A 25602-nucleotide genomic window follows, 5' to 3' on the forward strand; every position below is an offset into this window, starting at 1 on the left:
TTCAAGGATCTGTAGCTTGCCAAAGAAAACCAATCTTATGACGCGCATTCTGGTTGCCGCGTCATCTCTTGTCGTCGCCGCCTTTGCGGGCTTCTCGTATTATATCGACAGCCTTCAGCATCGGGTCACCACCGAAGCGGTGGCGGAAAATATCGATTCTTCCGGCAAGCAGGCCGCCCAGAGCATCGCGAATTGGCTGAATGGCCGCATCATGCTGACGGAAACCGTGGCAAAGACGCTTGCCAAGCTTCCCGAGGACGGTGCGAAGCTGCAGTTTCTGGAGAATGAGGTGCTGACCGCGCAATTCATGTCCACCTATTTTGGCAATGCGGAAACCGGCACCTTCACCACCTTCCCGAAGACACCGCTGCCGGAAGGTTACGATCCACGCAAACGCCCGTGGTATCTGGATGCTGTGAAGGCCGGCAAAACCGTTCTCACCGAGCCCTATAATGACGCCTCGACCGGCGGGCTCATCATCACGGCCGCCATTCCCGTCTCCGTCAACGGCAAGCTTGCCGGTGTGACAGGCAGCGATTTCTCGCTCGACTCCCTGGTCAAGATGATCACGTCCGTGGATGCCGGCAAGGACGGGTATGCCTTCCTGGTCAGCAAGGATGGCAAGATCCTCATCCACCCCGATGCAAAATTCGTCGACAAACCGCTGACCGATCTCTTCAAGGTCAATACGCCAGCGATTTCCTCCGCGATCTCCCAGACCGAGATCGACGGCAAGGACAAGATCACGAGCTTCATTCCGGTCGCCGGCCTGCCTTCGGTCGACTGGTATCTTGGCTTTGTTGTTGATTCCGATGTTGCCTATGGCGCCATCGGGCAGTTCCGCATGGCCGCCACCATCGCCACCATTCTCGCCGCCACGATCATGATCGGCCTGCTGGCGACCGTGCTCTCCCGCTTCATCGTTCGCCCGGTAACGCAGATGACCTCCGCCATGGAAGGCCTGGCTGCCGGCAATCTCGAGGTCGCCATTCCTGGCCAGGAACGCACCGATCAGATCGGCTCCATGGCTGCGGCCGTTGCCGTGTTCCGCTCGAACGCCATGGAACGCCTGCGGCTCGAAGGGGACGCCGAACAGAACCGCACACTTTCCGAACAGGAGCGTAACGAGCGGGAACGACTGGCAGCAAAAGACGCGGCCGATATTCAGTTTGCAGTCGATTCACTGGCAAAGGGTCTTGCTCATCTCTCCAACGGCGATCTCAATTATCGTATCGATACGCCGTTTGTGTCCCGCATCGATCGCCTGCGCGACGACTTCAATAATTCCGTTGCGAAGCTGAATGCTGCGCTCAGCACCGTCGGACAGAACGCGCTTGCGATCGATGCCGGTGCAGGCGAAATTCGCCAGTCAGCCGACGATCTGGCGCGACGCACCGAACAGCAGGCAGCCTCCGTCGAAGAAACGGCGGCGGCGCTTGAGGAAATCACCACGACTGTCAAGGATTCCGCCCGCCGTGCGGAAGAAGTCGGCCGCCTGGTCGACCGCGCCCGCGGCAATGCCGAACAGTCCGGCGTCATCGTGGAAGATGCCGTGCGCGCCATGGAAGGCATCGAAAAATCATCGTCCGAGATCAGCAACATCATCGGCGTGATCGACGAGATCGCCTTCCAGACCAACCTGCTCGCGCTCAACGCCGGTGTTGAAGCCGCCCGCGCCGGTGAGGCCGGCAAGGGTTTTGCGGTTGTCGCCCAGGAAGTCCGTGAACTTGCCCAGCGTTCCGCCAATGCGGCAAAGGAGATCAAGACGCTGATCAACGCCTCCACCTCGCAGGTGCAGTCCGGCGTCGAACTCGTCGGCAATGCCGGCAAGGCGCTGGAAACCATCGTCCGCGAAGTGCAGGAGATCAACCGCCACATCGACGCGATCGTCACCGCATCGCGCGAACAGTCGACCGGCCTCCAGGAAATCAACACCGCCATCAACACCATCGATCAGGGCACGCAGCAGAATGCCGCCATGGTCGAGGAGCAGACGGCAGCAAGTCATGGCCTCGCCTCGGAAGCGGCGGCGCTGAATGAGTTGCTAGCGCAGTTCCAGCTCGCCACGGCTACGCGGCGGCAGGCGGAATATGGGCGGGCTGCTTAAGGGAGAATGGATATTGGCCGATCGTTATAGCACCGGATCATGGCCAACCATCACCACGCTCGACGTCATCCTCGGGCTTGTCCCCGAGGATCCAACCACGTCTCGTATAAAACATACGTCGCAGATGCTCGGGACACGCCTGAGCATGACGGAGGTGAAATCTTACGCCTTTCTCACCTCATGGCCGGAGCGATCCGGCCATTTTTTTGTCCACCCTCCTAATAGTCGGTTCCCGCCATTCACGCGATCCGCTAGAGCTTGATCGATCATGATCATGCGGAGGGATTCATGCTGGAACTGATTTGGCGCGGCATTGCCATGGGCATTGGCGGCACCGTGTTTATGGACATATGGGCAATCATACTGCACCGGTTCTTCGGCCAGTCCGCCCCGAACTGGGCGCCGGTCGGCCGCTGGTTCTGGCATGTGCCGAAAGGCAGGATATTTCACGACAGCATCGCCACGGCTGAACCCTACGAGCATGAACTGGCGCTCGGCTGGATTTCGCATTACGCCGTCGGGATTCTCTATGGTGTCATTCTTGCCCTGGTGGTCCCAGTCACCTGGTTTGCAAACCCGTCCTTCATAGCGCCGTGGGTCGTCGGCATCATAACGGTGGGCGCAGGCTGGTTCCTGCTGCAGCCGGGTCTCGGCATTGGCTGGGCCGCATCGAAGACACCGAACCCAACGAAGGTTCGCGTCCTCAACCTCGTGGCCCATACCATCTTCGCCCTCGGCATGTATGTCGTGGCGCTCTTGATGAGCTAAACGAAAAGGGGGCTGAAAAGCCCCCTCTCCTCAGATATTCGCCGAGAAGGTATCGCAGTCCTCGACCCGGCCGCTCTGGAAGCCGCGCTTAAACCATTCCATGCGCTGCGCCGAGGTGCCGTGGTTGAAGCTATCGGGCACCACATAGCCTTGAGTCTGCTTCTGCAGCGTATCGTCGCCGATCTGGTGGGCGGCGTTCAGGGCTTCCTCAAGGTCGCCGGTCTCAAGAATGCCCTTCTGTTCGGTAAATTTGCCCCAGATGCCCGCATAACAATCCGCCTGAAGCTCCACACGCACCGACATCTTGTTGGCGTCCGTCTGGCTCATCGACTGACGGCGGCGGTTGAACTCAGGCAGAACGCCGGTCAGGTTCTGGATGTGGTGGCCGACCTCATGAGCAATCACGTAAGCCTGCGCGAAATCGCCAGCCGCGCCGAAACGCTGGTCCAGTTCCTTGAAGAAGCTGGTATCGAGATAGACCTTACGGTCGCCCGGGCAATAGAACGGACCGCTGGCAGCGGAAGCATAACCACAGGCGGAAGACACCTGCCCGGAGAACAGAACCAGCGTCGGCTTCTGATAGGTTTCGCCTGCCGACTGGAAAATGCCGCTCCACGTATCCTCGGTCTCGGCAAGAACGGTGCGGACGAAGGCGGTCGTCTCGTCGGACGATTGCCCCTGTGGTCGCGTGCCGGACTGCTGGGTCCCCGATTGCGTCGTACCGCCGCCATCCATCGACAGATCGCCGCCGGTCAGCAGCGTCAGTGGGTTGATGCCGAGCACCCAGCTGATCAACAGAATGACCAGAAGACCGCCAATCCCGATACCGCCGCCGCGACGCCCGATTGGCACGCGCATCCCGCCTCGGGAAAAAGGATCACTCGGCCCCGCCGACATGCCGCGCCGATCCTCAATATTGTCCGACTGGCGGCGCCCTCTCCATTCCATGCTATTCTCCCGGCGACTATCGCCTCAACAAGCTGCCTTATAACGGCACTATAATACATCTTGTTCCGGAAGAAAGCAGAGGCGGTCAGCGGAGTCTTTCATGCGGCTCTGCGTCTTTGTTTCAGTACGGTCAGAAGCAGGAAGGCAAAGACCAGAGCGCCGGCGGAAATGACCACAAATCCCGCTCCGCCGCCACCGAAAGCAACCTTATTCATGAGGCGTCCGGGAACGAAGGTGAATCCTCCCGCAATCACGATGCCGCCCAGATAAACGCTCTGCATAATCCGCATATGGCGTCTGATATCGCCACGCCGGGCGAAGTAGATCGATTGCAGACAGCCATATATCGTGAAAGCGGAGAGCAGATGGATCGGGCTGAAACCGTAAAACATCCTCAATTCATGGATGAAGAAGGTCGAAACGGAAGTCGAAACCATCAGCAGCACCCAGATCTTGCCGAGCAGCCGGTGGATGGCGGTTCCCTTGGGACGCAGGAAGATGAAGGCCCCGAGAATGGCTGCGGGCATGACGGTGGCGACATGGAATTGCACGGCAAGCGGTGCGTCTAACAGAGGCTGGAATGACATGGGTGCTGTTTCGGCTCGGTTGAAATCACCGGCAATTTCGGCGAAACATGCGGACAGGAAAAACGGATTGGCGCCATCAGCAGGAAAACTTCGTGGATCACCCGTATCTGCAATCCACGCTTCGTGAAATGCACGCCGTTCTGCAATCGCGCAGGCTGTGGCTGACATTCCTTGCGGTACTGGCGATCTTCATCGTGACCGGGCCCTTCGGAACGAGCGAAACCATGAGCTTCGCCGACCGGTTGCTTTACTGGACAATCATTCAGGCCGGCGCCTGGATATTTGCCATATCCTTTTCCATCATCGCCAAAACGATCCTATCAGGCCACATCGACAACATGCTGGCACGCATGATGATCGGCTCGCTGACCGCGGCACTCCCGATCGGGCTGCTGCTCACCATCACCAATCAGATTTTCTACGGCAAGGAGATGGGCTTAACACCGGCTTTGAAAAGCAGCCTCTCATCCCTCCCCCTCTGCGCGATCTTTTGCCTGTTGAGTTACCTCACAACCTGCCAGTCCTTCGAAAAAGCGGCGGAGGCTGAAACGGGCACAGATGCAAATGCAGATCGGGAGGTCAAAGGCATCATCCCCTTGCTGGAACGATTGCCGCCGCAAAAACGCGGAGAATTGTTGCGACTATCGGTTCAGGATCATTACACGCAAATCGTCACCACGCGCGGGCAGCAGCTGGTTCTGCTGCGTTTTGCCGATGCGCTGAAAGAACTCGGCCATACGGCGGGTCTGCAGGTGCATCGTTCCCACTGGATTGCCGATGCCGACTTTATTTCCCTGCGCAAGCAGACAGGCCGTCTGCACATCATTACAAGAGATGGCACGGAGATCCCCGTCAGCCGCTCTTACACCGCGGCGGTACAGGCCCGTTTTGCCGCGCTTGCCCCTGCCCGTTAAGAGTTTCTGTCGATTCCGGAATTTATGGGGTTCCGTTCTCAAAAACATTTGCCTATAAGCCGCTTCTAGCCTGAAAACATTTGAATTGCGCTCCCCGGCCGGTGATCTTCCACCCTGGCCGGTGTTTTGCGCAACCGAAAAGCGGAACGAGAGAGCCCATGCCGAAGCGCCAAGATATCAAGTCCATCCTCATCATCGGCGCGGGACCGATCGTTATCGGTCAGGCATGTGAATTCGATTACTCCGGCACGCAGGCCTGTAAGGCGCTGAAGGAAGAAGGTTACCGGGTCATTCTGGTCAACTCCAACCCGGCGACGATCATGACCGATCCAGGTCTCGCGGACGCCACCTACGTCGAGCCGATCACCCCTGAGGTCGTGGCCAAGATCATTGCAAAGGAGCGTCCCGACGCGCTGCTGCCGACCATGGGCGGCCAGACCGCGCTCAACACCGCGCTTTCTCTTAAGCGCATGGGCGTTCTCGACCGCTACAATGTCGAAATGATCGGCGCGAAGCCCGAAGCCATCGACATGGCTGAAGACCGGGCCCTCTTCCGCGAAGCCATGGCCCGCATCGGCCTTGAAACCCCGCGCTCGATGCTCGCCAACGCCACGGAAATCAAGGATGCAGACCGCAAGAAGCATGAAGCTGCGCGGGCGGAACTGAAGGGCAAGCTCTCCGGCCCCGAACTCGACAAGGCGCTGGACGACCTCGAAAACCAGTGGAACCTCGGCGAAACCGACCGCAAGCAGCGTTACATGGCCCACGCCATGGCCATTGCCGCCCAGGCCATCGATCATGTCGGCCTGCCCGCCATCATCCGCCCGTCGTTTACGCTGGGCGGCACGGGCGGCGGCATTGCCTATAACCGCTCGGAATTCTTCGACATCGTCTCCGGCGGCCTCGACGCCTCGCCGACGACGGAAGTTCTGGTCGAAGAATCGGTTCTGGGCTGGAAGGAGTATGAGATGGAAGTCGTCCGCGACACCGCGGACAACTGCATCATCATCTGCTCCATCGAAAACATCGATCCGATGGGCGTCCACACCGGTGACTCCATCACTGTCGCGCCAGCGTTGACGCTGACCGACAAGGAATACCAGATCATGCGCAACGCCTCAATTGCGGTGCTGCGTGAGATCGGCGTCGAGACCGGCGGCTCCAACGTGCAGTTCGCCGTCAACCCGAAGGACGGCCGCCTCGTCGTCATCGAAATGAACCCGCGCGTGTCGCGCTCCTCTGCGCTGGCTTCCAAGGCAACCGGCTTCCCGATCGCCAAGATCGCCGCCAAACTGGCCATCGGCTACACGCTGGACGAACTCGAAAACGACATCACCGGCGGCGCCACCCCGGCATCGTTCGAACCGTCCATCGACTACGTCGTCACCAAGATCCCGCGTTTCGCCTTCGAGAAGTTCCCGGGCGCGTCGCCGATCCTCACCACCGCGATGAAGTCGGTCGGTGAAGTCATGGCCATCGGCCGTACCTTTGCGGAATCCCTGCAGAAGGCGCTGCGCGGTCTCGAAACCGGCCTTACCGGTCTCGATGAAATCGAAATTCCCGGTTACGAAGAGGGCGAAGGCTCCAAGAACGCGATCCGTGCTGCCATCGGCACGCCGACGCCGGATCGCCTGCGCATGGTCGCCCAGGCGCTGCGCATGGGCATGACCGAAGAGGAAGTCCACGAGAACTCGAAGATCGACCCCTGGTTCATCGCCCAGTTCAAGGCCATCGTCGATACGGAAGCCCGCATCCGCGAGCACGGGCTGCCACAGGACGCCGAAAACCTGCGCATGCTAAAGGCCATGGGCTTCTCCGATGCCCGCCTCGCCAGCCTGACCTCCAAGCGTCCGAAGGAAGTGGCCGAACTGCGCAACAGCCTGAACGTCCGCCCGGTCTTCAAGCGCATCGACACCTGCGCCGCCGAATTCGCCTCGCCGACCGCCTACATGTATTCGACCTATGAAATACCCTTCGTCGGCGCCGCCCGCTCTGAAGCGCAGGTCTCCGACCGCAAGAAGGTCGTCATCCTCGGCGGCGGCCCGAACCGTATCGGCCAGGGCATCGAGTTCGATTATTGCTGCTGCCACGCAGCCTTCGCGCTGAAGGATGCCGGCTTTGAAGCGATCATGATCAACTGCAACCCGGAAACGGTGTCCACCGACTACGACACTTCCGACCGCCTCTATTTCGAGCCGCTGACGGCCGAAGACGTGATCGAGATCATGCGCGCCGAACAGGAAAAGGGTGAACTCGTCGGCGTCATCGTGCAGTTCGGTGGCCAGACGCCGCTGAAGCTTGCAGAAGCGCTGGAAAAGAACGGTATCCCGATCCTCGGCACCGCGCCTGACATGATCGACCTTGCCGAAGACCGCGACCGCTTCCAGAAGCTCTTGATGAAGCTCGATCTGGCCCAACCGAACAATGGCATCGCCTATTCGGTCGAGCAGGCCCGCCTTGTCGCTTCTGAAATCGGCTTCCCGCTGGTGGTTCGCCCGTCCTACGTTCTGGGTGGCCGCGCCATGCAGATCATCCATTCGGAAGGCCAGCTCCAGACCTACCTGCTCGACACGGTTCCGGGTCTCGTACCCGAGGACATCAAGCAGCGTTACCCGAACGACAAGACCGGCCAGATCAACACCCTGCTCGGCAAGAACCCGCTGCTGTTCGACAGCTACCTGACCAACGCCGTTGAAGTGGACGTCGACGCGCTGTGCGATGGCGAAAACGTCTTCGTATCCGGCATCATGGAGCACATCGAAGAGGCTGGCATCCACTCGGGCGACTCGGCCTGCTCGCTGCCTTCGCGTTCGCTCAGCAAGGAAACGCTCGACGAACTGGAGCGCCAGACGACGGCGCTTGCCAAGGCGCTCAAGGTTGGCGGCCTGATGAACGTTCAATACGCCATCAAGGACGGCACGATCTACGTTCTCGAAGTCAACCCGCGCGCTTCGCGTACCGTGCCTTTCGTCGCGAAAACAATCGGCGCGCCGATCGCCAAGATCGCCGCCCGCGTCATGGCGGGCGAGAAGCTCGATCCGGCGATTGCCGCTTACGGCGAGAAGCCTGATCCGCGTAACCTCAAGCACATTGCCGTCAAGGAAGCCGTCTTCCCCTTCGCGCGCTTCCCCGGCGTCGACATTCTGCTCGGACCGGAAATGCGCTCGACCGGTGAAGTCATCGGCCTCGACACTGATTTCGCGCTCGCCTTCGCCAAGAGCCAGCTCGGCGCCGGTGTCGACCTGCCGCGCTCCGGCGCGGTCTTCGTCTCGGTCCGTGATGAGGACAAGGAAGGCGTTCTGCCCGCCATCCGCATTCTCGTGGAAAGCGGCTTCAGAGTGCTGGCCACCGGCGGCACCCAGCGTTTCCTTGCCGAAAAGGGCATCAACGCCGAAAAGATCAACAAGGTGCAGGAAGGCCGTCCGCATATCGAGGACGCAATCCGCAACCGTCAGGTCCAGCTCGTCATCAACACCACCGACAGCAACAAGGCGATTTCCGACTCGAAGTCGCTGCGCCGCGCAACGTTGATGCAGAAGGTGCCCTATTACACGACGATGGCAGGTGCCGAAGCAGCCGCCCTCGCCATCAAGGCGCTGAAGGCCGGCAATCTGGAAGTGAAGCCGCTGCAGAGCTACTTCAACTAAGAGATCAGCAAGAAAGCCTGACGAACTGAATAAACGCCGGAACGCCGCGAACCACCAGGTTGGCGGCGTTTCTCATTGCGTAATACACCTGCAATCCAACGCCGGTATCAAAAAAAACATCATTTCCACCCGCAGGCCGATGACGATTTTTCCCTGTCCCGAGAATTCTCCGCCATCGCCGATCACCCAGTTCCTGAACCCGCATCTGGAGCAAAAGCATGACTGGACGACCGCCCGGCCCGATCCGTGTAGCTTTCCCACTGCGCATCGAACCGGTGATTTTGAATGCTGTCCGCCAGACTGCGAGCGACGAGCTGCGCAGCATTAACGCGCAGATCGAAATTCTTCTGAAAGAAGCCCTTAGGCAGCGTGAGCGAGAGGTAGGCCATGACACGGGCCAAAAATCGAACGAGAGCGAATAGCATCTGAAACGGCAGGCTTTAAGCCGCCAGTGCTTCCCGGACGCAGTTGCGGCCTTCGCTCTTGGCGCGGTACAGCGCGCGGTCGGCCATGTCGGCCAGCGTCTGGAGATCACAGTGTATCTCGCCGCTTGTCGCAATGCCGATGCTGATTGTCACACCGACACGCAGCCCGCCGCAGTCCACCTCTTTCAAAGCAACCGCGTTGCGAATGCGCTCGCCTATCATTGACGCCTTTTGGCTTCCTGCGCCGGGCAGGAAGATGATGAATTCCTCGCCGCCATAACGAGCCAGCACGTCGCCACTGCGAATACTGCCGCCGATCCGCTTTGCCACTTCCTGCAGGACGCTGTCACCGACGGAATGGCCGAAGCGGTCGTTGATCGATTTGAAGTGATCGATATCGAGCAGCATTGTCGCATCGGTGGGATCAGGCCTTGTGGGCATCGTCTGAAAGAAGAAGCGCCTGTTCTTCACGCCTGTCAGCGGATCGGTATTGGCAAGGATCAACAGTTTCCGCTCCGAGCGTTCAGCCACCAGCACCATCACGAACAGGGCAATCGCAAAGTTGAGCATAATGATGAGGAAGAACGCATTGACGATGTTGATGGAGGCGAGAGAGGGTGAAAGCACCCCCTTTACCACCAGAAGTGAAATCAGCCCCGAGACGGTGGTGATCGCGCCCAGCGCGATGCGGGAAAGAAGCGGCTCCTTGCGCCAGCCGCTAAACAGCACCGCGGCCGTGCCGAGATAGGCAAGCGCCGCACAGCCATTGAACAGCGCAGCGCGCAACGCATTGTTCTCCGCCACCTCATACGCGATGACAATCCCGAGAACCACGACAAGACAAGTCCCAAGCAGAGTTTTCTGCGATACAAAACGGCCGTCGCTCAACGTTTTAAGACCAAGCCAGATAAGCGCATAACCTGCAATACCGGATACGATACTGCCCAACCGCCACAAGGCCGGCGACAATATCTTCCACTCGCCATATCCGGCAAGCGTTGAGCCGACGGCCATTGCCGCAAAGCCCGCGGCAAGAGTGACAGGACCGCGCAGGCCGCGATTGGTCAGCATCAAATAGATAAAACTCATTAGCCCCACGATGTAGGAGCATTTTTGCATTAGTATGACTGTTGCAAGGTCAAGTTCACCAAGCATAATACGCTCGTCTATAAATATTTTGATGAGACATATAAAATGACTCGAATAAATTTCAATTAAAACGAAAAACTAACGATGCGTAAAGCATAACAACGCCAAGTTGATATTCGATAGAATATATACTTAGAAAAGACTATTCAAAATTTCTTACATAAAGCATGTCCTGTTTGAATTTCTTGATTTCCATCTCTTTAGCCTGCTCATCAGGGAGGCGAAGCAGGTAGGATGGGTGCACGGTGACAAAAAGCGTCCGCCCTTCTTGCATTGGCAAGGGACGGCCGCGAATCTCCGAGACCTTTTCTTTGCCGCCGGTCAGCGCATATAGCGCCGTTGCACCCATCGCAACGATCAGCTTCGGCTGAACAAGCGCGATTTCCTGGTTGAGCCACCAGCGGCATTGCTCCACTTCCCCCGCATTCGGCCGCTGGTGGATGCGCCGTTTGCCGCGCGTTTCGTATTTGAAGTGTTTCACGGCATTGGTAACGTAAAGCCCGCCGCGGTCCACACCGATCTCTCTGAGCGTCCTGTCGAACAGCTGGCCTGCGGGGCCGACAAAAGGTTTTCCGGCCAGATCCTCGTGATCGCCCGGCTGCTCACCGACGACCATGATCTTCGCGTTTTCCGGCCCGTCACCAAAAACGGTCTGCGTCGCCTTGCAATGCAGGGCACACCGTGTGCAGTGGCGCGCTTCATGCGCCAGCGAAGCAAGCGTGCCATCCGGCAAAGGTGGCTGCTCTTCCCGTGCGGAAGCCGCTGCCTGGAGGCGATGGTGAAACGGCTTCGGTTGGCTCGCCTCCTTCGCCGCCATCTCCAGCACCCGCGCCTCCGCACCCAGAATCAGGTCAGGGATGAGCTCGGCTTCCGGCAGATTCTTCCAGTATTTCTTCGGCATCTCCGCTGTCATGGCCTTGATCTTCAAGCGGGCCGGGTTGAAAATATTGGCGTAATAGGTCCGCCAGAGATCGTCCGTTTCATCCTTGAGATCAGGCTTGGCGGCAGCCTCCCGTGATGTCTGCAGCAGGTTTCCGTCCCATCGGGCGCTGCCCTTCGGCGAGACAATCAACCAGTCCATGTCGGTGAAGCGACGTTGAAAAAACGGAGCCGTACGTTCGATGATGAAATGGTCCGGTTCGAACCACGCCACGAATCGCCGTCGCCCGCCCTGCCCTTGCGGCAATGGCAGCTCCTTGAAACGCACGAAGGCCGTCATCTTGTGATAATCGCGACGGACAGACTTTTCGAGCAGCCGCACATCGGAAACATCCGGATCGGACTTGAACTGCAGCAGGGCCCGATCCCGTTTCAGCCGCCACAATAACCTGTAGAGCAGCGCGAAACGGCCGGGATCGCTGTGGCAGATGACGGCCTGCGCCAGTGCGACAAATGCGGCAGATACGGAAACCGGGGCGGCGCCCTCCGTTGGCAATGGCGCACCGGAAAAGTCGAGAAGCCCAAATCCGTCATCCTGCAGCCGCCAGTCGATCTTCCCCGGCGGTATATTGGCCGCAAGCGCCGCGCGCGCAGCATCGCGCCACTCGGTGAAATCCCCCCGCCCCTCCAGCATCGGGCCATACATCACAACAACGACAATTGTTCAGGCTGCGGCGCAAACATCGCGCGCAGATCCGGCCGTTCGATCAGCTTGCCCGGTGTCCATCCCTCCGCGACGATAAAGGCCTTCACCTTTTTGAGAGATACGCCGAAGCGGGCGATATCTTCCAGCCGCAGGCTGCGGAACTTCCGCGACGAGAGAATCGAGGCAACCGTCTTGGTGCCGAAACCGGGTACACGCAGCAACATTTCGCGATCCGCCGCATTGACGTTTACCGGAAACTGATCGCGATGCTTCAATGCCCAGGCAAGCTTCGGGTCGATGTCAAGATCCAGCATGCCGTTTCCGCCGATAGCGGTTATCTCGCCGATATCGAAACCGTAAAAACGATAAAGCCAGTCCGCCTGATAGAGGCGGTGTTCGCGCATCAGCGGCGGCTTGATGAGTGGCAGGTTCTTCGACGAATCCGGAATTGGGCTGAACGCCGAATAATAGACGCGCCGCAGACCATAGCTTCCATAGAGCCGCGCGCTGGTGGAAAGAATGGTGCTGTCATCGGCGCCGTCGGCGCCCACGATCATCTGCGTGCTCTGTCCGGCGGGCGCAAAACGCTTGGTTTTTCGCGTTCTGACGGTAGGCTCGCCCGCCTCCTCGATCTTCAGGCGAATATCGGCCATAGAGCGGCGAATATTGGCGGGCTGCTTTTCCGGCGCAAAACGGCCGATGCCGCTATCGGTGGGCAACTCGATGTTGATCGACAACCGGTCCGCATAAAGCCCCGCCTCCTCGATCAATTTCGGAGACGCTTCCGGGATGGATTTTAGGTGGATGTATCCACGAAAGCCATGGGTGACCCGCAGTTCACGCGCCACACGCACCATCTCCTCCATCGTGTGATCAGAGGAACGGATGATACCCGAGGACAAGAACAACCCTTCAATATAGTTGCGCCGGTAAAATTCGAGCGTCAGCCACACCACCTCTTCTGCGGTAAACCGCGCCCGTTCCACATTGCTGGAAGAACGGTTGATGCAATAGGCGCAATCATAGATGCAGAAATTGGTGAGCAGGATTTTCAGGAGCGATATGCAGCGCCCATCCGGCGCATAGGCATGACAGATGCCAGACCCTTCTGTCGAGCCCAATCCGCCAGAGGCTGCGGAGTTCCGTTTCGCCGTCCCGCTCGATGCGCAGGAGGCGTCGTATTTCGCGGCGTCAGAGAGAATGGCCAGCCGTTGCCTGATTGACTTCTTCATAATAATGTTCACTATATGTTCTCTTAAAGATTGTCAATCAGGATGTTCAAGTCATTGGAAAGACGAAGAAATATTGATGCCTCAAATTTGCTGGCATTTCGCTGTCGTCTTCTGATATAGTCCGCTCAGTTATGATTTTGGCATGGTTCCGGAGTTCCCCTCCGGAACCTGTTTCTTTTTGTGTCTGCAGGTAAAGCGACCGGAATGCGAAGGATAAAAAAATGGTAGAAAAAGTACCGATGACCCAGGGTGGATTCGTCAAGCTTCAGGAGGAGCTTCGCTGGCGCCAGCAGGAGGAACGCCCCCGCATCATCGAGGCGATTGCGGAAGCGCGCGCCCATGGCGACCTTTCGGAAAACGCCGAGTACCATGCTGCCAAGGAAGCGCAGAGCCATAACGAGGGCCGCATCACGGAACTCGAAGATCTGACGGCGCGCGCTGAAGTCATCGACCTTTCCAAGATGTCGGGTTCGAAGATCAAGTTCGGTGCCACTGTGAAGCTGGTTGACGAAGACAGCGATGAGGAAAAGACCTATCAGATCGTCGGCGACCAGGAAGCCGACGTAAAGGCCGGCCGTATTTCCATCTCTTCGCCGATTGCCCGCGCCCTGATCGGCAAGGAAGTTGGCGACAGCATCGAAGTCAACGCGCCTGGCGGCGCCAAGGGTTACGAGATCCTCGCGGTTCAGTGGGGCTGATTGCCCCATGCAATGCGCCCGCCAGCGGGCGCATTGCTTTTGACCTGTTGCTCCCCTGAACCAGCCGCAAAGACGGAAGCCCATCTTGTCCCACGTCAGCCTGAAAGATGTGCAGGTGCTTGCGCCGAATTTCAAACGCAGGCTCTCCGGCGTCACCTCTACAATCGTTCAGCTGATACCGGTGCAGAACCGGCTGGGACAGAAGGTCGCCACCATCGGCCCCGGCCTGCCGCCGCATCTGCCGCATTTGCGTTTCCGCGACCTGTGGCGGCTCTGGCAAGGCGGCCCGTTTGGCGGCCCGCGCATCTGGCATGCCCGCCGCAACCTCGAAATGTTGCCTGGAATTTTCATGCGTGATGTGCTGCGCATGAAGGTGAAGCTTCTCTTCACCTCGGCCGCGCAGAGGCGGCATTCCGCCTACACCCGTTTCCTGATCTCCAGGATGGATGCCGTGGTGGCCACCAACATCCGCTCGGGCTCATTTCTTGAAGCGCCCCATCGCGTTGTCATGCATGGCGTGGATACCGAACTTTTCCACCCGGCAACCGGTCCTGAGGACACGATAGCCGCGACCGGCTTGCCGGGACAATATCTGATCGGCTGCTTCGGGCGGGTCCGCCACCAGAAGGGCACCGATCTTTTCGTGCGTGCCATGATCGAACTTCTGCCCGCCTATCCGCAATGGACAGCTGTGGTTTCAGGCCGCGTGACAGCGGAACACAAGGCTTTTGCCGAAACCCTTGAAGCAGATGTCAGGGCCGCCGGCCTCTCAGATCGTATCGTGTTTCAGGGTGAAGTTGATGACATCAAGCCGTGGTACAGGCGGCTGACGCTCTATGTCGCGCCTTCGCGCAACGAGGGCTTCGGGCTGACTCCGCTTGAAGCAATGGCCTCGGAAACGGCCGTCGTCGCCAGCAATGCCGGTGCCTACGAGGAAATGATCGTCAAGGGCGAGACCGGGGCGGTTGTTGAAGCGGGGGACTATGCTTCGCTGAGGGATGCGATAAAGACCTATCTCGCCGATCCCGCCATGGCCAAAGTCCATGCGAGTACCGGACTTGCGCATGTGCGCAGCACTTTTCCGCTGGAAAAAGAAGCGGCCAGTCTTGGCGAAGTCTATGAGGCGTTGCGGCGGGGGTAATGCGTCGCAAACCGGAAAATCAGATTTCCACGAGACCGACGCGCTTGACCTGACGGATGGTCAGCATGGTGCGCACCGTATCGACATTCTCATCCGCAGTCAGAACCTCGATGACGAAGTCCTGAAATTCCGTCAGGTTTCTTGCGACGCAATGTAACAGGAAGTCGCTTTCGCCGGATACCATCCAGGCCTGGCGCACGAGAGGCCACCCGGCCGTCGCCGCGGCAAAGGCCTTCAGATTGCTGTCCGACTGGCGCTTGAGACCGATCATGCAGAAGGCGACGAGATCAAAACCGAGCTTCGGCGCGTTCAACATGGCGTGATAACCCTCGATTACCCCCGCCTCCTCGAGCTTGCGGACGCGCCTCAGGCACGGAGGAGCCGAGATACCCACCCTTTCGGCCAGTTCCACATTGGTCATGCGCCCGTCGCGCTGCAATTCGCGCAGGATTTTCAGATCGATGGCATCGAGTTCGACGCTGGTCACGGAGGAGTACCTCGTTAAGCTGGAGAACTTCCTTGTACTATTCGGCGCGGGATTCGCAACAATATGCCGCCAGCCGGTCACAAAATTGCGCGTGCATCCACAACTGCCTTGTTGGTAACGCAAGGCTGCCCTTGAATAAAGGCACTAGACAACCTTAAATACCCGCCAACGAAGGGGTTATGGCCCGTCCGCCCTGCCGCGGCTGGAAGGCCCTCGCTGAAGACCCTGCTATTGAGAAGGAAATTTCCCATGTCTGCCCGCCATACCAAGGTATTGATCATCGGCTCCGGTCCCGCAGGCTACACGGCGGCGATCTACGCGGCGCGCGCAATGCTGAAGCCGGTGCTGATCGCCGGCATGGAACAGGGCGGTCAGCTGATGATCACCACCGATGTCGAGAATTACCCGGGCTTTGCAGACCCTATCCAGGGCCCGTGGCTGATGGACCAGATGCTGAAGCAGGCGACGCATGTCGGCGCGGAAATCGTCAGTGACCTGGTGACCGAAGTTGAAACCAGCGTTCGCCCGTTCGTCGTGAAGACCGATTCTGGCCAGGTATGGACCGCCGACACGCTGATCATCGCCACCGGCGCCAAGGCCAAGTGGCTCGGCATCGAGAGCGAGCAACATTTCCAGGGCTTCGGCGTTTCCGCCTGCGCCACCTGCGATGGTTTCTTCTATCGCAATAAGGATGTGATCGTGGTGGGCGGCGGCAATTCCGCCGTGGAAGAGGCGCTTTATCTCGCCCATATCGCCAAGTCGGTAACGGTCGTGCACAGACGCGACAGCTTCCGTTCGGAAAAAATCCTTCAGGAACGGCTCTTTGCCAAGGACAACGTCAATATCCTCTGGAACACGGAAGTTGCCGAAATTACCGGCGCGCCCGCAAAACCGCCGATGCCGCCCTCCGTTTCCGGCGTCAAGCTGCGCGACACCAGAACCGGCGCGATCAGCGAAAGGCCCATTGACGGCGTCTTCGTCGCCATCGGCCACGCGCCTGCCGTGGAGCTCTTCAAGGGCAAGGTGAAGCTGAAGGACAACGGTTATATGTGGACCGCTCCCGATTCCACCGCCACCGACGTGGAAGGCATTTTCGCGGCCGGCGACGTCACCGACGACATCTACCGTCAGGCAATCACCGCCGCCGGCATGGGCTGCATGGCCGCGCTGGAAGCGGAACGTTATCTCACCGCGCATCAACCGCTTGCTGTCGCAGCGGAATAACTGAAAGGCAGGATAGGCATGGCAATGCCATTGGACTGGGATAAACTGCGCATATTTCATGCCGCAGCCGAAGCAGGGTCTTTCACCCATGCTGCCGACAAGCTGCATTTGTCCCAGTCGGCCATCAGCCGCCAGGTCAGCGCGCTGGAGCAGGATGTCGGCGTCAAGCTGTTTCATCGCCACGCCCGCGGCCTGATTCTTACCGAACAGGGCGAACTGCTCTATCGCACCGCTCACGATGTGCTGCTGAAGCTCGAAACGGTGAAGATGCAACTCACCGAAACGACGGAAAAGCCCAGCGGCAAGCTGCGCGTCACGACGACGGTGGGCCTCGGTCAGGGCTGGCTGACGGACAAGGTGCAGGAATTCCTGCAGCTCTATCCGGAAATGTCGATCCAGCTCATTCTCGACAATGAGGAGCTGGATGTGAATATGCGCCACGCGGATTGCGCCATTCGCCTGCGCCAGCCCCAGCAATCGGACCTCATCCAGCGCAAGCTGTTCACGGTGCACATGCACGTCTATGCCGCGCCGTCTTACATCAATCGCCATGGCGAGCCCCAGTCGGTTGAGGATTTGGACAACCATCGCATCATCTCGTTTGGCGAACCCGCGCCGAACTACCTGCTAGATGTCAACTGGCTCGAAAATGCCGGGCGGTCTTCCGACAATACCCGCACCCCGCATCTGCAGATCAACAGCCAGACCTCGATCAAGCGCGCCTGCCTGCTGGGAATAGGTATCGCCTGCTTGCCGGATTACATTGTCGGCCGGGACCCCGGCCTCATCCAGTTATCGCTCGCGGCCGACATTCCGTCATTCGACACCTATTTCTGCTATCCGGACGAGATGAAAAATGCTGCAAAGCTGAAGGCCTTCCGCGATTTTATCGTCGCCAAGGCGCGCAACTGGAATTTCTGACGTTTAAATAGCCGAACGGATGAAATAGACGTTATTTTTCAAGGAGATACAGGGGAATTCATGGAAGGGCGACCAGTCGCCCTTCGCCAACTTTGCACATAAAATATACCTGAAATATCGAGGCCTGCACCCGACGCATGCCTGACCTGCACAAAAAAGAATTGTTTCGTGCACAAAAAAGCACCATATCGCTCTCAGCTGATGCACACGGTGGCTTTTCCTCCCAGTTCCACCGCATCAGCTGTTCCCCTCTGGAGGTTTTTGACCTTCACACTTAAAGGGCCCTGGATACATCCGGCGGCCCTCTTTTTTTACCCGCAAGAATTTTCTCCAAATTGGCGAAATATCGGATGATGCAACCTTGTTTTGCATTGTCGCTCCCACCATATCTTGGTTGGCTGTCACGCTCGCTCAGGCACGCGACAGCTGTTCCCCTCTGGAGGTTTTGACCTTCAAACTTATCAGGCCGCGGAAATATCCAGCGGCCTTTTTTTTGCCGATGCCACCGCGCCCGTGCGGTCCTCACAGAGACGTGACTTGTATATCGATAATGGTCGATATAAATATCGGGTATGTCAGATATTGAAGAAACCCCAATGAACCCGGAGGAAGTCCTCAAAGCCCTTTCGCACCCCGCACGGCTGAAATTTCTGGAATGGCTGAAGTCTCCGGAAAGCTACTTCTGTCAGGAGCATCCGCTCAGCATGGGTGTTTGCGCCAACCAGTTTCAGATCAGCGGCCTGTCGCAATCCACCGTCTCCTCGCATCTTGCGGTACTGCAGGCGGCGGGCCTGATAAGGTCGAAGAAGGTGGGGCAATGGGTGTTTTTTGAGCGCAACGAGGAAACCATCGATGCTTTCCGCAATTATCTGCAAACCAATCTCTGAGCCTCCCAAGCTTTGAGCCCCGGGGTGCCGGACCGGAACCGCGACACGGTTTCGCACCGGCACCCATATCAGGATAGCGCGCCTGCCGCGCAATTTCGCCAACCGACCAGAAAGTGAAGTCGCATGACCAGTCTTTTCGAACCGGCACAGGCCGGCGATATCGCACTCGCCAACCGCATCGTCATGGCCCCTCTCACCCGCAATCGCTCCCCGGGCGCCATTCCCAACAATCTCAACGCCACCTATTACGAGCAGCGGGCGACAGCCGGCCTGATCGTCACTGAAGGCACGCCCATTTCCCAGCAGGGCCAGGGTTACGCCGATGTTCCCGGTCTTTATAAGCGGGAAGCGATTGAAGGCTGGAAAAAGATCACTGACGGCGTTCATTCGGCGGGCGGCAAGATCGTTGCCCAAATCTGGCACGTGGGCCGAATTTCCCACACCTCGCTGCAGCCGCATGGCGGCCAGCCGGTCGCCCCCTCGGCCATCACCGCCAAATCGAAGACCTATATCATCAATGATGACGGCACCGGTGCCTTTGCCGAAACCTCCGAGCCCCGTGCCCTCACCATCGACGATATCGGCCTCATCCTCGAGGATTACCGCAGCGGCGCGCGCGCGGCACTGGAGGCCGGTTTCGACGGCGTCGAAATCCATGCCGCCAATGGTTACCTGATCGAGCAGTTCCTGAAATCCAGCACCAACCAGCGCACGGATGATTACGGTGGCTCCATCGAAAACCGCGCTCGCTTCCTGCTGGAAGTCGTCGACGCGGTGGCGGAAGAGATCGGCGCCGGCCGCACCGGCATCCGCCTCTCGCCAGTTACCCCTGCCAACGATATTTTCGAGGCTGATCCGCAACCGCTCTATAATTACGTGGTTGAGCAGCTGGGCAAGCGCAATCTCGCCTTCATCCATGTCGTAGAAGGTGCGACGGGCGGTCCGCGCGATTTCAAGCAGGGCGACAAGCCTTTCGATTACGCGTCCTTCAAGGCGGCTTATCGCAATGCCGGCGGCAAGGGCCTGTGGATCGCCAACAATGGTTACGACAGGCAGAGCGCCATCGAAGCCGTGGAAAGTGGCAAGGTTGATGCCGTTGCTTTCGGCAAGGCCTTCATCGCCAATCCTGATCTGGTGCGCCGCCTGAAAAACGACGCGCCGCTGAATGAACCGAACCAGCCGACCTTCTATGGCGGCGGCGCCGAAGGTTACACCGACTATCCGGCCCTCGCCCAATAGCAATGAAAAAGACGCCGCATCGTTGAAAAGCGATGCGGCGTTTTCGTTCATTGCGCGCTTCTCGCCTGCCGGGCGGCAAAATCGGAAAAGGCGCCCATTACGAAGGCATTGGGCAGATGCAGCGCCTGCAACAGCCCATTGCCCGTTTCCCGACCGGTGCTCATCAGCGCCACCTGCAGACAATAGATAGCAAGCAGCACCAGCGAACGGCCAAGATTGGGCCGCAGGTCCTCGTATCGCAAAGCGAGGACCGCCAACGACAGGATCGGAACGGCGATCAGAAGGCCGAGCCCCTTGTGCAGCGACAGCAGCGATCCATCGTAATAGATCGACAGCCCGGCCAGCAGCACCTGAGCGAAGATCAGCACGGGCACGCTTGCCGAAATCACGGCAAAGGCGCGACGCCTGGTCGACATTCCGTTCGCAACCGCGCCCATCACGCCCTGCCTTCGGCGTCGGCCGGATGCGCAAGGTTCGACGGCCGCGGCCTCTCGTCAAGGCAACCGAGACCCGCCAAAGTGGTCGCCACCGCAATGTCGATAGGTGTCTTCGGCTCGCTTCCAAGGAAATCTGTCAGCTTACGATTGCTCATCCTGATCGGCATCTGCCAGAGATATTGCATTTCCAGCACTTCGCGGAACAGCGGAACGAACGGCGCAACCATTTTGATGCCTGTCCAGGATAAACGTCGCCGCTTGACCGGATGGCCCACAACCCGCTCGATCGCTTCAATCAGTTGCAGCCCGTCGAAATCCCAGAAACCTTCCATGTGATAGACGGCAAAGGCCGGAAGCTCGTCTGCACGGTCGAGCAGTCGGCCAATGGTTTCCGCCACGTCAGGCAGATAAGCCCATTGGTGTCCTGCATGGCGGGCGGAAGGGTTCTGCACGCTGCGAACCGGCCTGCCGGGTCGCACCAGCATCTGCGAAAACCAGTTGTTTCTCGCATCCGGCCCAAAGAAGTCGCCCGCCCGGACGATCAGCACCGGCACGCCGCGCATTGAAGCCAGTTTAAGCCGCCGCTCCATCTCCACACGCAACGCGCCCTTGCGGGTAAAAGGCTTTTGGGGGCTCTCCTCGCTCAGCAGCGGAAAGGCGTCAGAGCCGAAATTATAGATGGTCCCCGGGAAAACAATCCTCGCCCCACAGCTTTCAGCAGCCGCGATCGTGTTGTCCAGCATCGGCAATACCTGCTTCTCCCAATCGCGGTATCCGGGAGGATTAACCGCATGGACGATCAGCCGAACACCTTGTGCCGCCTTCAAGACGTCCTGTCCGCTCATGGCGTCACCCACCACGAACTCGACATCGCCAGTGATGTGGGAAGCCCCCTTCCGCCGCGTCATCGCCCTCACGCGCCATCCCCGTTGCTGCAGCATACGGGAGACCTGGCCGCCGACACCCCCATTCACGCCCAGGACCAGCGCCAGTGGCCGATCATTCTCTGCTGAATCTGCGTTGTTTTCATATATCATCGCCGTACTCCTTGTTCTGGGATGGAGTATCGTCGCGTTTTGCGATATACGAAATTATCGAAATCAGTGGATCGGCTATACAAAATTTTATGAGCAAGAACCGCGACGTCAGCTGGGATTTTTATCGCACCTTCCTTAGCGTGCTGAGCGACGGTTCGCTGTCCGCCGCCGCCCGCGAGCTTGGCATCACCCAGCCGACGGCGGGACGTCATATCGGCGCGCTGGAAGAGGCCGTCGGCTTTCCTCTGTTCATCCGCTCGCCGCACGGCTTGATGCCGACGGAAGCAGCCCTTGCGCTCCGCCCCTATGCGGAAAATCTGGCGGCGACGACCGCCGCCCTCATGCGCGCGGCCTCCGGCGAAGTCGGCAAGATCGAAGGCACGGTGCGCATCAGCGCATCTGACATCATCGGCGTCGAAATGCTGCCGCCGATTATCACGGCCATGCAGGAGGTTCACCCGCGGCTTGAAATCGAGCTGTCATTATCAGATACGCTGGAAGACCTTCTAAGACGCGAGGCGGATATTGCCATTCGCATGACCGAGCCCCTGCAGGACGCGATCGTCATGCGTTACATCGGCAATTTCCGTCTGGGATTTCATGCGACGCGCGACTATCTGGCAAAAGCCGGAACGCCAAAGAGCATGGAAGACCTGAACCACCACCGGATGGTCGGTTTTGATCGCAAGACGCCGTTCATCCGGGCGGCCATCCAGCGGATGCGTTCGCTCGATCCTGACATCCCCGATGTTGAGGAAATTTCCTTCGAAATACGCGCCGACAGCAACCTTGCACAACTTGCCATGATCCGCGCCAGCGCGGGCATCGGCGTCTGTCAGATTGGCTTGGCCCGCAAGGACCCGCGACTGGTTCAGGTTCTGCCGAACATCGATATCCCGCTCCATACCTGGGTCGCGATGCACGAAAACCTCAAGACCTCACCGCGATGCCGCGCCGTCTTCAGCGCCCTGGTCGAAGGCCTCAAGGGTCATCTCAAGGAAACCGATCCGGGCGCGCCACCGAAACGGCGCTAAGGCAATACCGCGTCGATACGAGGCAGCCCGCGATCCGCACCTGAAAGGGACCGGCGGAACGGAAAAGCGATCCTGGTTTGCTTAAAATCCACGGATCGCCCGTCAGAATGGTTCGGCCTGCTGCGTTGTCTTGTCCACCACCTCGGCTTCCGGGCGATCGCCGCCCTGGCTGTATTCTTCATGCCAGTGGCCGCTCTCATCCTGATAGCTGATTTCCTCGTCATCGCCACCCACCTGCTGTTCGGCAGCGACGATGCGCGCAGCCTCGACGGCATCCGCATAGGTAGGAAATGTTTCGGAATAAGCGCCGTTCATGCGGTAGGCGAAGCCTCCGTCATGTTCGACGATTTCATACACCACTTTGGTCATGCATGTTCCTCCTGTTTCGGTAGGCGACATGGCAACCACAACCGCGCTTCAAGCATTGCACCCGATGGGGACACCGCGGCATGAGCAGCATGTCCTGCGACATCACTATCCTACCAAAAGCACTCAAGCGCAAATCCTGCTTGATCTGAGGGACGATACGTCACAGCCTGAGCCGATCCGGGGGAAGGGAAATCAATGGCGGGTTCTATTCTGAAACAGGAGCGTATGCTGCTTCTGGCGATACCGGCGGCAATCGTCGCCTATCTGGCCGAACATGCAATTTTCGAAGCGGGAAAGACGGCGACGATCATCGCTGCCGTCGTGCTGATCGGGCTCATTGTTCTCGTCTCGATGCGGGTTGCCCATCACGCCGAAATCCTGGCCGCCAAGGTGGGCGACCCCTATGGCACCATGATCCTGACGCTGTCGGCGGTTGCGGTGGAAGTGCTGATACTCGCCATCATCATGAGCGAATCCAGTTCACCCACGCTGGTGCGGGATACGATCTATTCCGCCGTGATGATCGACATCAACGGCATTCTTGGTCTCGCCGCGCTTCTTGGAGGCCTTCGCCACGGAGAACAGCCGTATAACGATGATTCCGGCAAGACCTATGGCGTGATGATCCTGACAGCCATGGGCATATCGATGATAGTGCCTGAGTTCATTCCTGAACAGAGCTGGCACATCTACTCAGTGTTCACAATCGTGGCGATGATTGCGCTTTATGCGCTGTTCCTCAAAATGCAGGTGGGCCCGCACAGCTATTTTTTCAGCTACACTTACCCTCGAAAGCCACATCCGGCCGGCCAGCCATCCGGCAGCCATGCGGAAGAGGACGATGAAGGCAACGTACCACTCTCCATCGGCCTCATCATCGCCGGCGTGGTTCTGATCGGCGTACTGGCGGAATTCATGTCCGCCTTCCTGGGCGAAAGCCTTGAAGGCACCAGCGCACCGCCAGCGCTGATGGCCGTAGTGGTGGCGACGATCTCGGCATCGCCGGAAATCCTCACCGCGCTCAGGTCCGCCCTGCGCAACCGTATGCAGGCCGTGGTCAATATCGCCATGGGCGCATCGCTCTCGACGGTCATCCTGACCGTGCCCGTGATGGAGGGTATCGCGCTCTATACCGGCCAGCCCTTCATCATGGCCATGACGCCCGTTCAGACCGTCATGGTCTTCATCACGCTCATCGCCGCCGCCATCAACCTCAATGACGGTGAAACCAACGCGATTGAAGGAATGACGCATTTCATTCTCTTCGCCACCTTCATCATGCTGCTGTTCCTGGGGCTTTGACCGAAACGAAAAAAGCCCGGCATCGCTGCCGGGCTTCTTCAATTGAGGTTACAAACCGATCAGCGGCAATCGGCGCAGAAGCGCTGGATGCGCTTGCAGGCCTCTTCCAGCAACTCTTCCGAGGTGGCATAGGAAATGCGGAAGTTCGGGCCGAGACCGAAGGCCGAGCCCTGCACAACGGCAACGCCTTCGGCTTCAAGAAGCTCGGAGACGAAATCCGTATCCGTCTCGATGAGCTTGCCCGACGGCGCGGTCTTGCCGATCAGGCCGGCGCAGGACGGGTAAACATAGAACGCACCTTCCGGAGCCGGGCAGCTGATGCCCTTGGCCTGGTTGAGCATGGAGACGACCAGGTCACGGCGGCCTTCGAAGATTTTCTTGTTCGCCGGAATGAAATCCTGCGTGCCGTTCAAGGCTTCGACCGCGGCCCATTGTGCGATGGAGCTCGCGCCCGAGGTCTGCTGACCCTGGATCATGTCCATGGCCTTGATGAGCGGCAGCGGGCCGGCAGCGTAACCGATACGCCAGCCGGTCATGGCATAGGCCTTGGAAACGCCGTTCATCGTCAGCGTGCGGTCATAGAGCGAAGGTTCTACTTCCACCGGCGTGACGAATTTAAAGTCGCCATAGGTCAGGTGCTCATACATGTCATCCGTGAGGATCCATACATGCGGGTGCTTGACGAGCACATCGGTCAGCGCCTTCAACTCGTCGTGCGAATAGGCCGCGCCCGACGGGTTGGACGGCGAGTTGAACACGAACCACTTGGTCTTCGGCGTGATCGCCTTTTCCAGCGCTTCCGGCTTCAGCTTGAAATTGTCTTCCAGCGTCGCGTCGACGAATACCGGCGTGCCGCCGCAGATCGAGACCATTTCGGGATAGCTGACCCAGTACGGCGCCGGGATAACGACTTCATCACCGGGGTTCAGCGTCGCCATGAAAGCGTTGAACAGGATCTGCTTGCCGCCGGTGCCGACAATCGTCTGCTCCGGCTTGTAGTCGAGGCCGTTTTCACGCTTGAACTTGTCGGCAATAGCCTTGCGCAGTTCCGGAATGCCGGAAACAGGCGTGTATTTCGTTTCACCGCGTTTAATCGCGTCAATGGCCGCTTCCTTGATATTGTCGGGCGTATCGAAATCCGGCTCGCCGGCGCCAAGGCTAATCACATCGCGGCCCTGCGCTTTAAGCTCGCGGGCTTTCTGGCTAACGGCGATGGTGGCGGATGGCTTTACGCGGGAGAGAATGTCGGCAAGGAAGGCCATTTTTAATCGGTCCTATTGGGGTTGACATCGCAGAGCTTGGAAATCTCGTCTGCTGCGGCAATTTCTATGTCGAAAGACGGGCCTAGTTTCAAGGCCAAAAGCCAGCCTATCCGCCGTGGGGTACAATTTAAGCCTTCCTTAACCCGGAAGTAACGCTTGTTGAGCTACATTCGCGAGCCTAGGGGTCGTGTCTCTCTATAGC

At 58.8% G+C, this 25602-nt stretch carries 23 protein-coding genes; 13 read left to right on the forward strand and 10 right to left on the reverse strand.

The window, feature by feature from the left end:
• The first annotated feature begins 16 nt into the window (after positions 1–16).
• Together mcpU and ACZ47E_RS08995 are read left to right on the forward strand one after the other, a co-directional pair.
• A complete protein-coding gene (gene mcpU / locus ACZ47E_RS08990) occupies positions 17–2107 on the forward strand; it encodes a methyl-accepting chemotaxis protein McpU (RefSeq protein WP_107339156.1) in 2091 nt (696 codons plus the stop codon).
• A gap of 288 nt (positions 2108–2395) precedes the next feature.
• Entirely contained in the window at positions 2396–2875 is a 480-nt protein-coding gene (locus ACZ47E_RS08995) for a DUF2938 domain-containing protein (RefSeq protein WP_107339155.1), read from the forward strand.
• A gap of 30 nt (positions 2876–2905) precedes the next feature.
• Here ACZ47E_RS08995 and ypfJ read toward each other — a convergent pair whose 3' ends face one another.
• A complete protein-coding gene (gene ypfJ / locus ACZ47E_RS09000) occupies positions 2906–3823 on the reverse strand; it encodes a KPN_02809 family neutral zinc metallopeptidase (RefSeq protein ID WP_004442894.1) in 918 nt (305 codons plus the stop codon).
• A 98-nt stretch (positions 3824–3921) separates the two neighbouring features.
• Positions 3922–4410, reverse strand: a complete 489-nt coding sequence (locus tag ACZ47E_RS09005) for a DUF2306 domain-containing protein (protein ID WP_107339154.1) — start codon at positions 4408–4410, stop codon at positions 3922–3924.
• Positions 4411–4502: 92 nt separating this feature from the next.
• On the opposite strand from ACZ47E_RS09005, the gene ACZ47E_RS09010 reads away from it, so the two are divergent.
• The 3 genes from ACZ47E_RS09010 to ACZ47E_RS09020 all read left to right on the forward strand — a co-directional run bounded on the left by ACZ47E_RS09010 (position 4503) and on the right by ACZ47E_RS09020 (position 9393).
• Entirely contained in the window at positions 4503–5324 is an 822-nt protein-coding gene (locus ACZ47E_RS09010) for a LytTR family DNA-binding domain-containing protein (RefSeq protein ID WP_427832838.1), read from the forward strand.
• Positions 5325–5482: 158 nt separating this feature from the next.
• Complete coding sequence (gene carB / locus ACZ47E_RS09015) at positions 5483–8971, forward strand: carbamoyl-phosphate synthase large subunit (RefSeq protein ID WP_107339153.1); 3489 nt, start codon at positions 5483–5485, stop codon at positions 8969–8971.
• 218 nt (positions 8972–9189) lie between these two features.
• Complete coding sequence (locus ACZ47E_RS09020) at positions 9190–9393, forward strand: type II toxin-antitoxin system antitoxin (protein WP_037089818.1); 204 nt, start codon at positions 9190–9192, stop codon at positions 9391–9393.
• Between the two features lie 18 nt (positions 9394–9411).
• On the opposite strand, the gene ACZ47E_RS09025 is transcribed toward ACZ47E_RS09020, so the two are convergent.
• From ACZ47E_RS09025 to ACZ47E_RS09035, 3 genes are all read right to left on the reverse strand, one after another.
• On the reverse strand, positions 9412–10551 hold the full coding sequence (locus ACZ47E_RS09025; RefSeq protein ID WP_278066909.1) for a GGDEF domain-containing protein: 1140 nt from the start codon (positions 10549–10551) through the stop codon (positions 9412–9414).
• Between the two features lie 136 nt (positions 10552–10687).
• Positions 10688–12130 carry a UdgX family uracil-DNA binding protein gene (locus ACZ47E_RS09030; protein WP_278066910.1) on the reverse strand — a complete coding sequence of 481 codons (1443 nt, stop codon included), beginning with the start codon at positions 12128–12130 and terminating at the stop codon, positions 10688–10690.
• Positions 12130–13362, reverse strand: a complete 1233-nt coding sequence (locus tag ACZ47E_RS09035) for a putative DNA modification/repair radical SAM protein (protein ID WP_035209288.1) — start codon at positions 13360–13362, stop codon at positions 12130–12132. The genes ACZ47E_RS09030 and ACZ47E_RS09035 overlap by 1 nt, the downstream gene beginning before the upstream one ends.
• Before the next feature lie 221 nt (positions 13363–13583).
• On the opposite strand from ACZ47E_RS09035, the gene greA reads away from it, so the two are divergent.
• Both greA and ACZ47E_RS09045 read left to right on the forward strand, forming a co-directional pair.
• A complete protein-coding gene (gene greA, locus ACZ47E_RS09040) occupies positions 13584–14060 on the forward strand; it encodes a transcription elongation factor GreA (protein WP_003522847.1) in 477 nt (158 codons plus the stop codon).
• Positions 14061–14145: 85 nt separating this feature from the next.
• Complete coding sequence (locus ACZ47E_RS09045; protein ID WP_278066911.1) at positions 14146–15201, forward strand: glycosyltransferase family 4 protein; 1056 nt, start codon at positions 14146–14148, stop codon at positions 15199–15201.
• Between the two features lie 19 nt (positions 15202–15220).
• Here ACZ47E_RS09045 and ACZ47E_RS09050 read toward each other — a convergent pair whose 3' ends face one another.
• Positions 15221–15688, reverse strand: a complete 468-nt coding sequence (locus tag ACZ47E_RS09050) for an Lrp/AsnC family transcriptional regulator (RefSeq protein WP_004442906.1) — start codon at positions 15686–15688, stop codon at positions 15221–15223.
• A gap of 249 nt (positions 15689–15937) precedes the next feature.
• On the opposite strand from ACZ47E_RS09050, the gene trxB reads away from it, so the two are divergent.
• The 4 genes from trxB (at position 15938) to ACZ47E_RS09070 (ending at position 19959) form a co-directional block, all read left to right on the forward strand.
• Positions 15938–16912, forward strand: coding sequence for a thioredoxin-disulfide reductase (trxB, locus tag ACZ47E_RS09055; protein ID WP_112554060.1), 975 nt, complete (start codon positions 15938–15940; stop codon positions 16910–16912).
• Positions 16913–16936: 24 nt separating this feature from the next.
• A complete protein-coding gene (locus ACZ47E_RS09060) occupies positions 16937–17833 on the forward strand; it encodes a LysR family transcriptional regulator VtlR (RefSeq protein WP_034498849.1) in 897 nt (298 codons plus the stop codon).
• A 596-nt stretch (positions 17834–18429) separates the two neighbouring features.
• The gene (locus ACZ47E_RS09065; protein WP_107339146.1) at positions 18430–18720 is read left to right on the forward strand and encodes an ArsR/SmtB family transcription factor; all 291 of its coding nucleotides are present in this window, start codon (positions 18430–18432) and stop codon (positions 18718–18720) included.
• A 123-nt stretch (positions 18721–18843) separates the two neighbouring features.
• Positions 18844–19959 carry an alkene reductase gene (locus tag ACZ47E_RS09070; RefSeq protein ID WP_006699634.1) on the forward strand — a complete coding sequence of 372 codons (1116 nt, stop codon included), beginning with the start codon at positions 18844–18846 and terminating at the stop codon, positions 19957–19959.
• A 47-nt stretch (positions 19960–20006) separates the two neighbouring features.
• Here the strand turns inward: ACZ47E_RS09070 and ACZ47E_RS09075 are convergent, their stop codons facing one another.
• Entirely contained in the window at positions 20007–20396 is a 390-nt protein-coding gene (locus ACZ47E_RS09075; protein WP_107339144.1) for a DUF6220 domain-containing protein, read from the reverse strand.
• Positions 20396–21433: an NAD-dependent epimerase/dehydratase family protein gene (locus ACZ47E_RS09080; RefSeq protein WP_278066913.1), complete on the reverse strand. Its 1038-nt coding sequence runs from the start codon at positions 21431–21433 to the stop codon at positions 20396–20398. The genes ACZ47E_RS09075 and ACZ47E_RS09080 overlap by 1 nt, the downstream gene beginning before the upstream one ends.
• An 89-nt stretch (positions 21434–21522) precedes the next feature.
• On the opposite strand from ACZ47E_RS09080, the gene ACZ47E_RS09085 reads away from it, so the two are divergent.
• Positions 21523–22467, forward strand: coding sequence for a LysR family transcriptional regulator (locus ACZ47E_RS09085; protein WP_006699631.1), 945 nt, complete (start codon positions 21523–21525; stop codon positions 22465–22467).
• Between the two features lie 102 nt (positions 22468–22569).
• Here the strand turns inward: ACZ47E_RS09085 and ACZ47E_RS09090 are convergent, their stop codons facing one another.
• On the reverse strand, positions 22570–22836 hold the full coding sequence (locus ACZ47E_RS09090; RefSeq protein WP_004442919.1) for a DUF2188 domain-containing protein: 267 nt from the start codon (positions 22834–22836) through the stop codon (positions 22570–22572).
• Between the two features lie 195 nt (positions 22837–23031).
• Here ACZ47E_RS09090 and ACZ47E_RS09095 point away from each other — a divergent pair, with 195 nt between their 5' ends.
• Positions 23032–24138, forward strand: a complete 1107-nt coding sequence (locus tag ACZ47E_RS09095) for a calcium:cation antiporter (RefSeq protein ID WP_077987404.1) — start codon at positions 23032–23034, stop codon at positions 24136–24138.
• Positions 24139–24197: 59 nt separating this feature from the next.
• Here ACZ47E_RS09095 and ACZ47E_RS09100 read toward each other — a convergent pair whose 3' ends face one another.
• Positions 24198–25400: a pyridoxal phosphate-dependent aminotransferase gene (locus tag ACZ47E_RS09100; RefSeq protein WP_107339140.1), complete on the reverse strand. Its 1203-nt coding sequence runs from the start codon at positions 25398–25400 to the stop codon at positions 24198–24200.
• Between the last annotated feature and the right edge of the window lie 202 nt (positions 25401–25602).

This window comes from Agrobacterium sp. 5Ca39 (assembly GCF_055382365.1).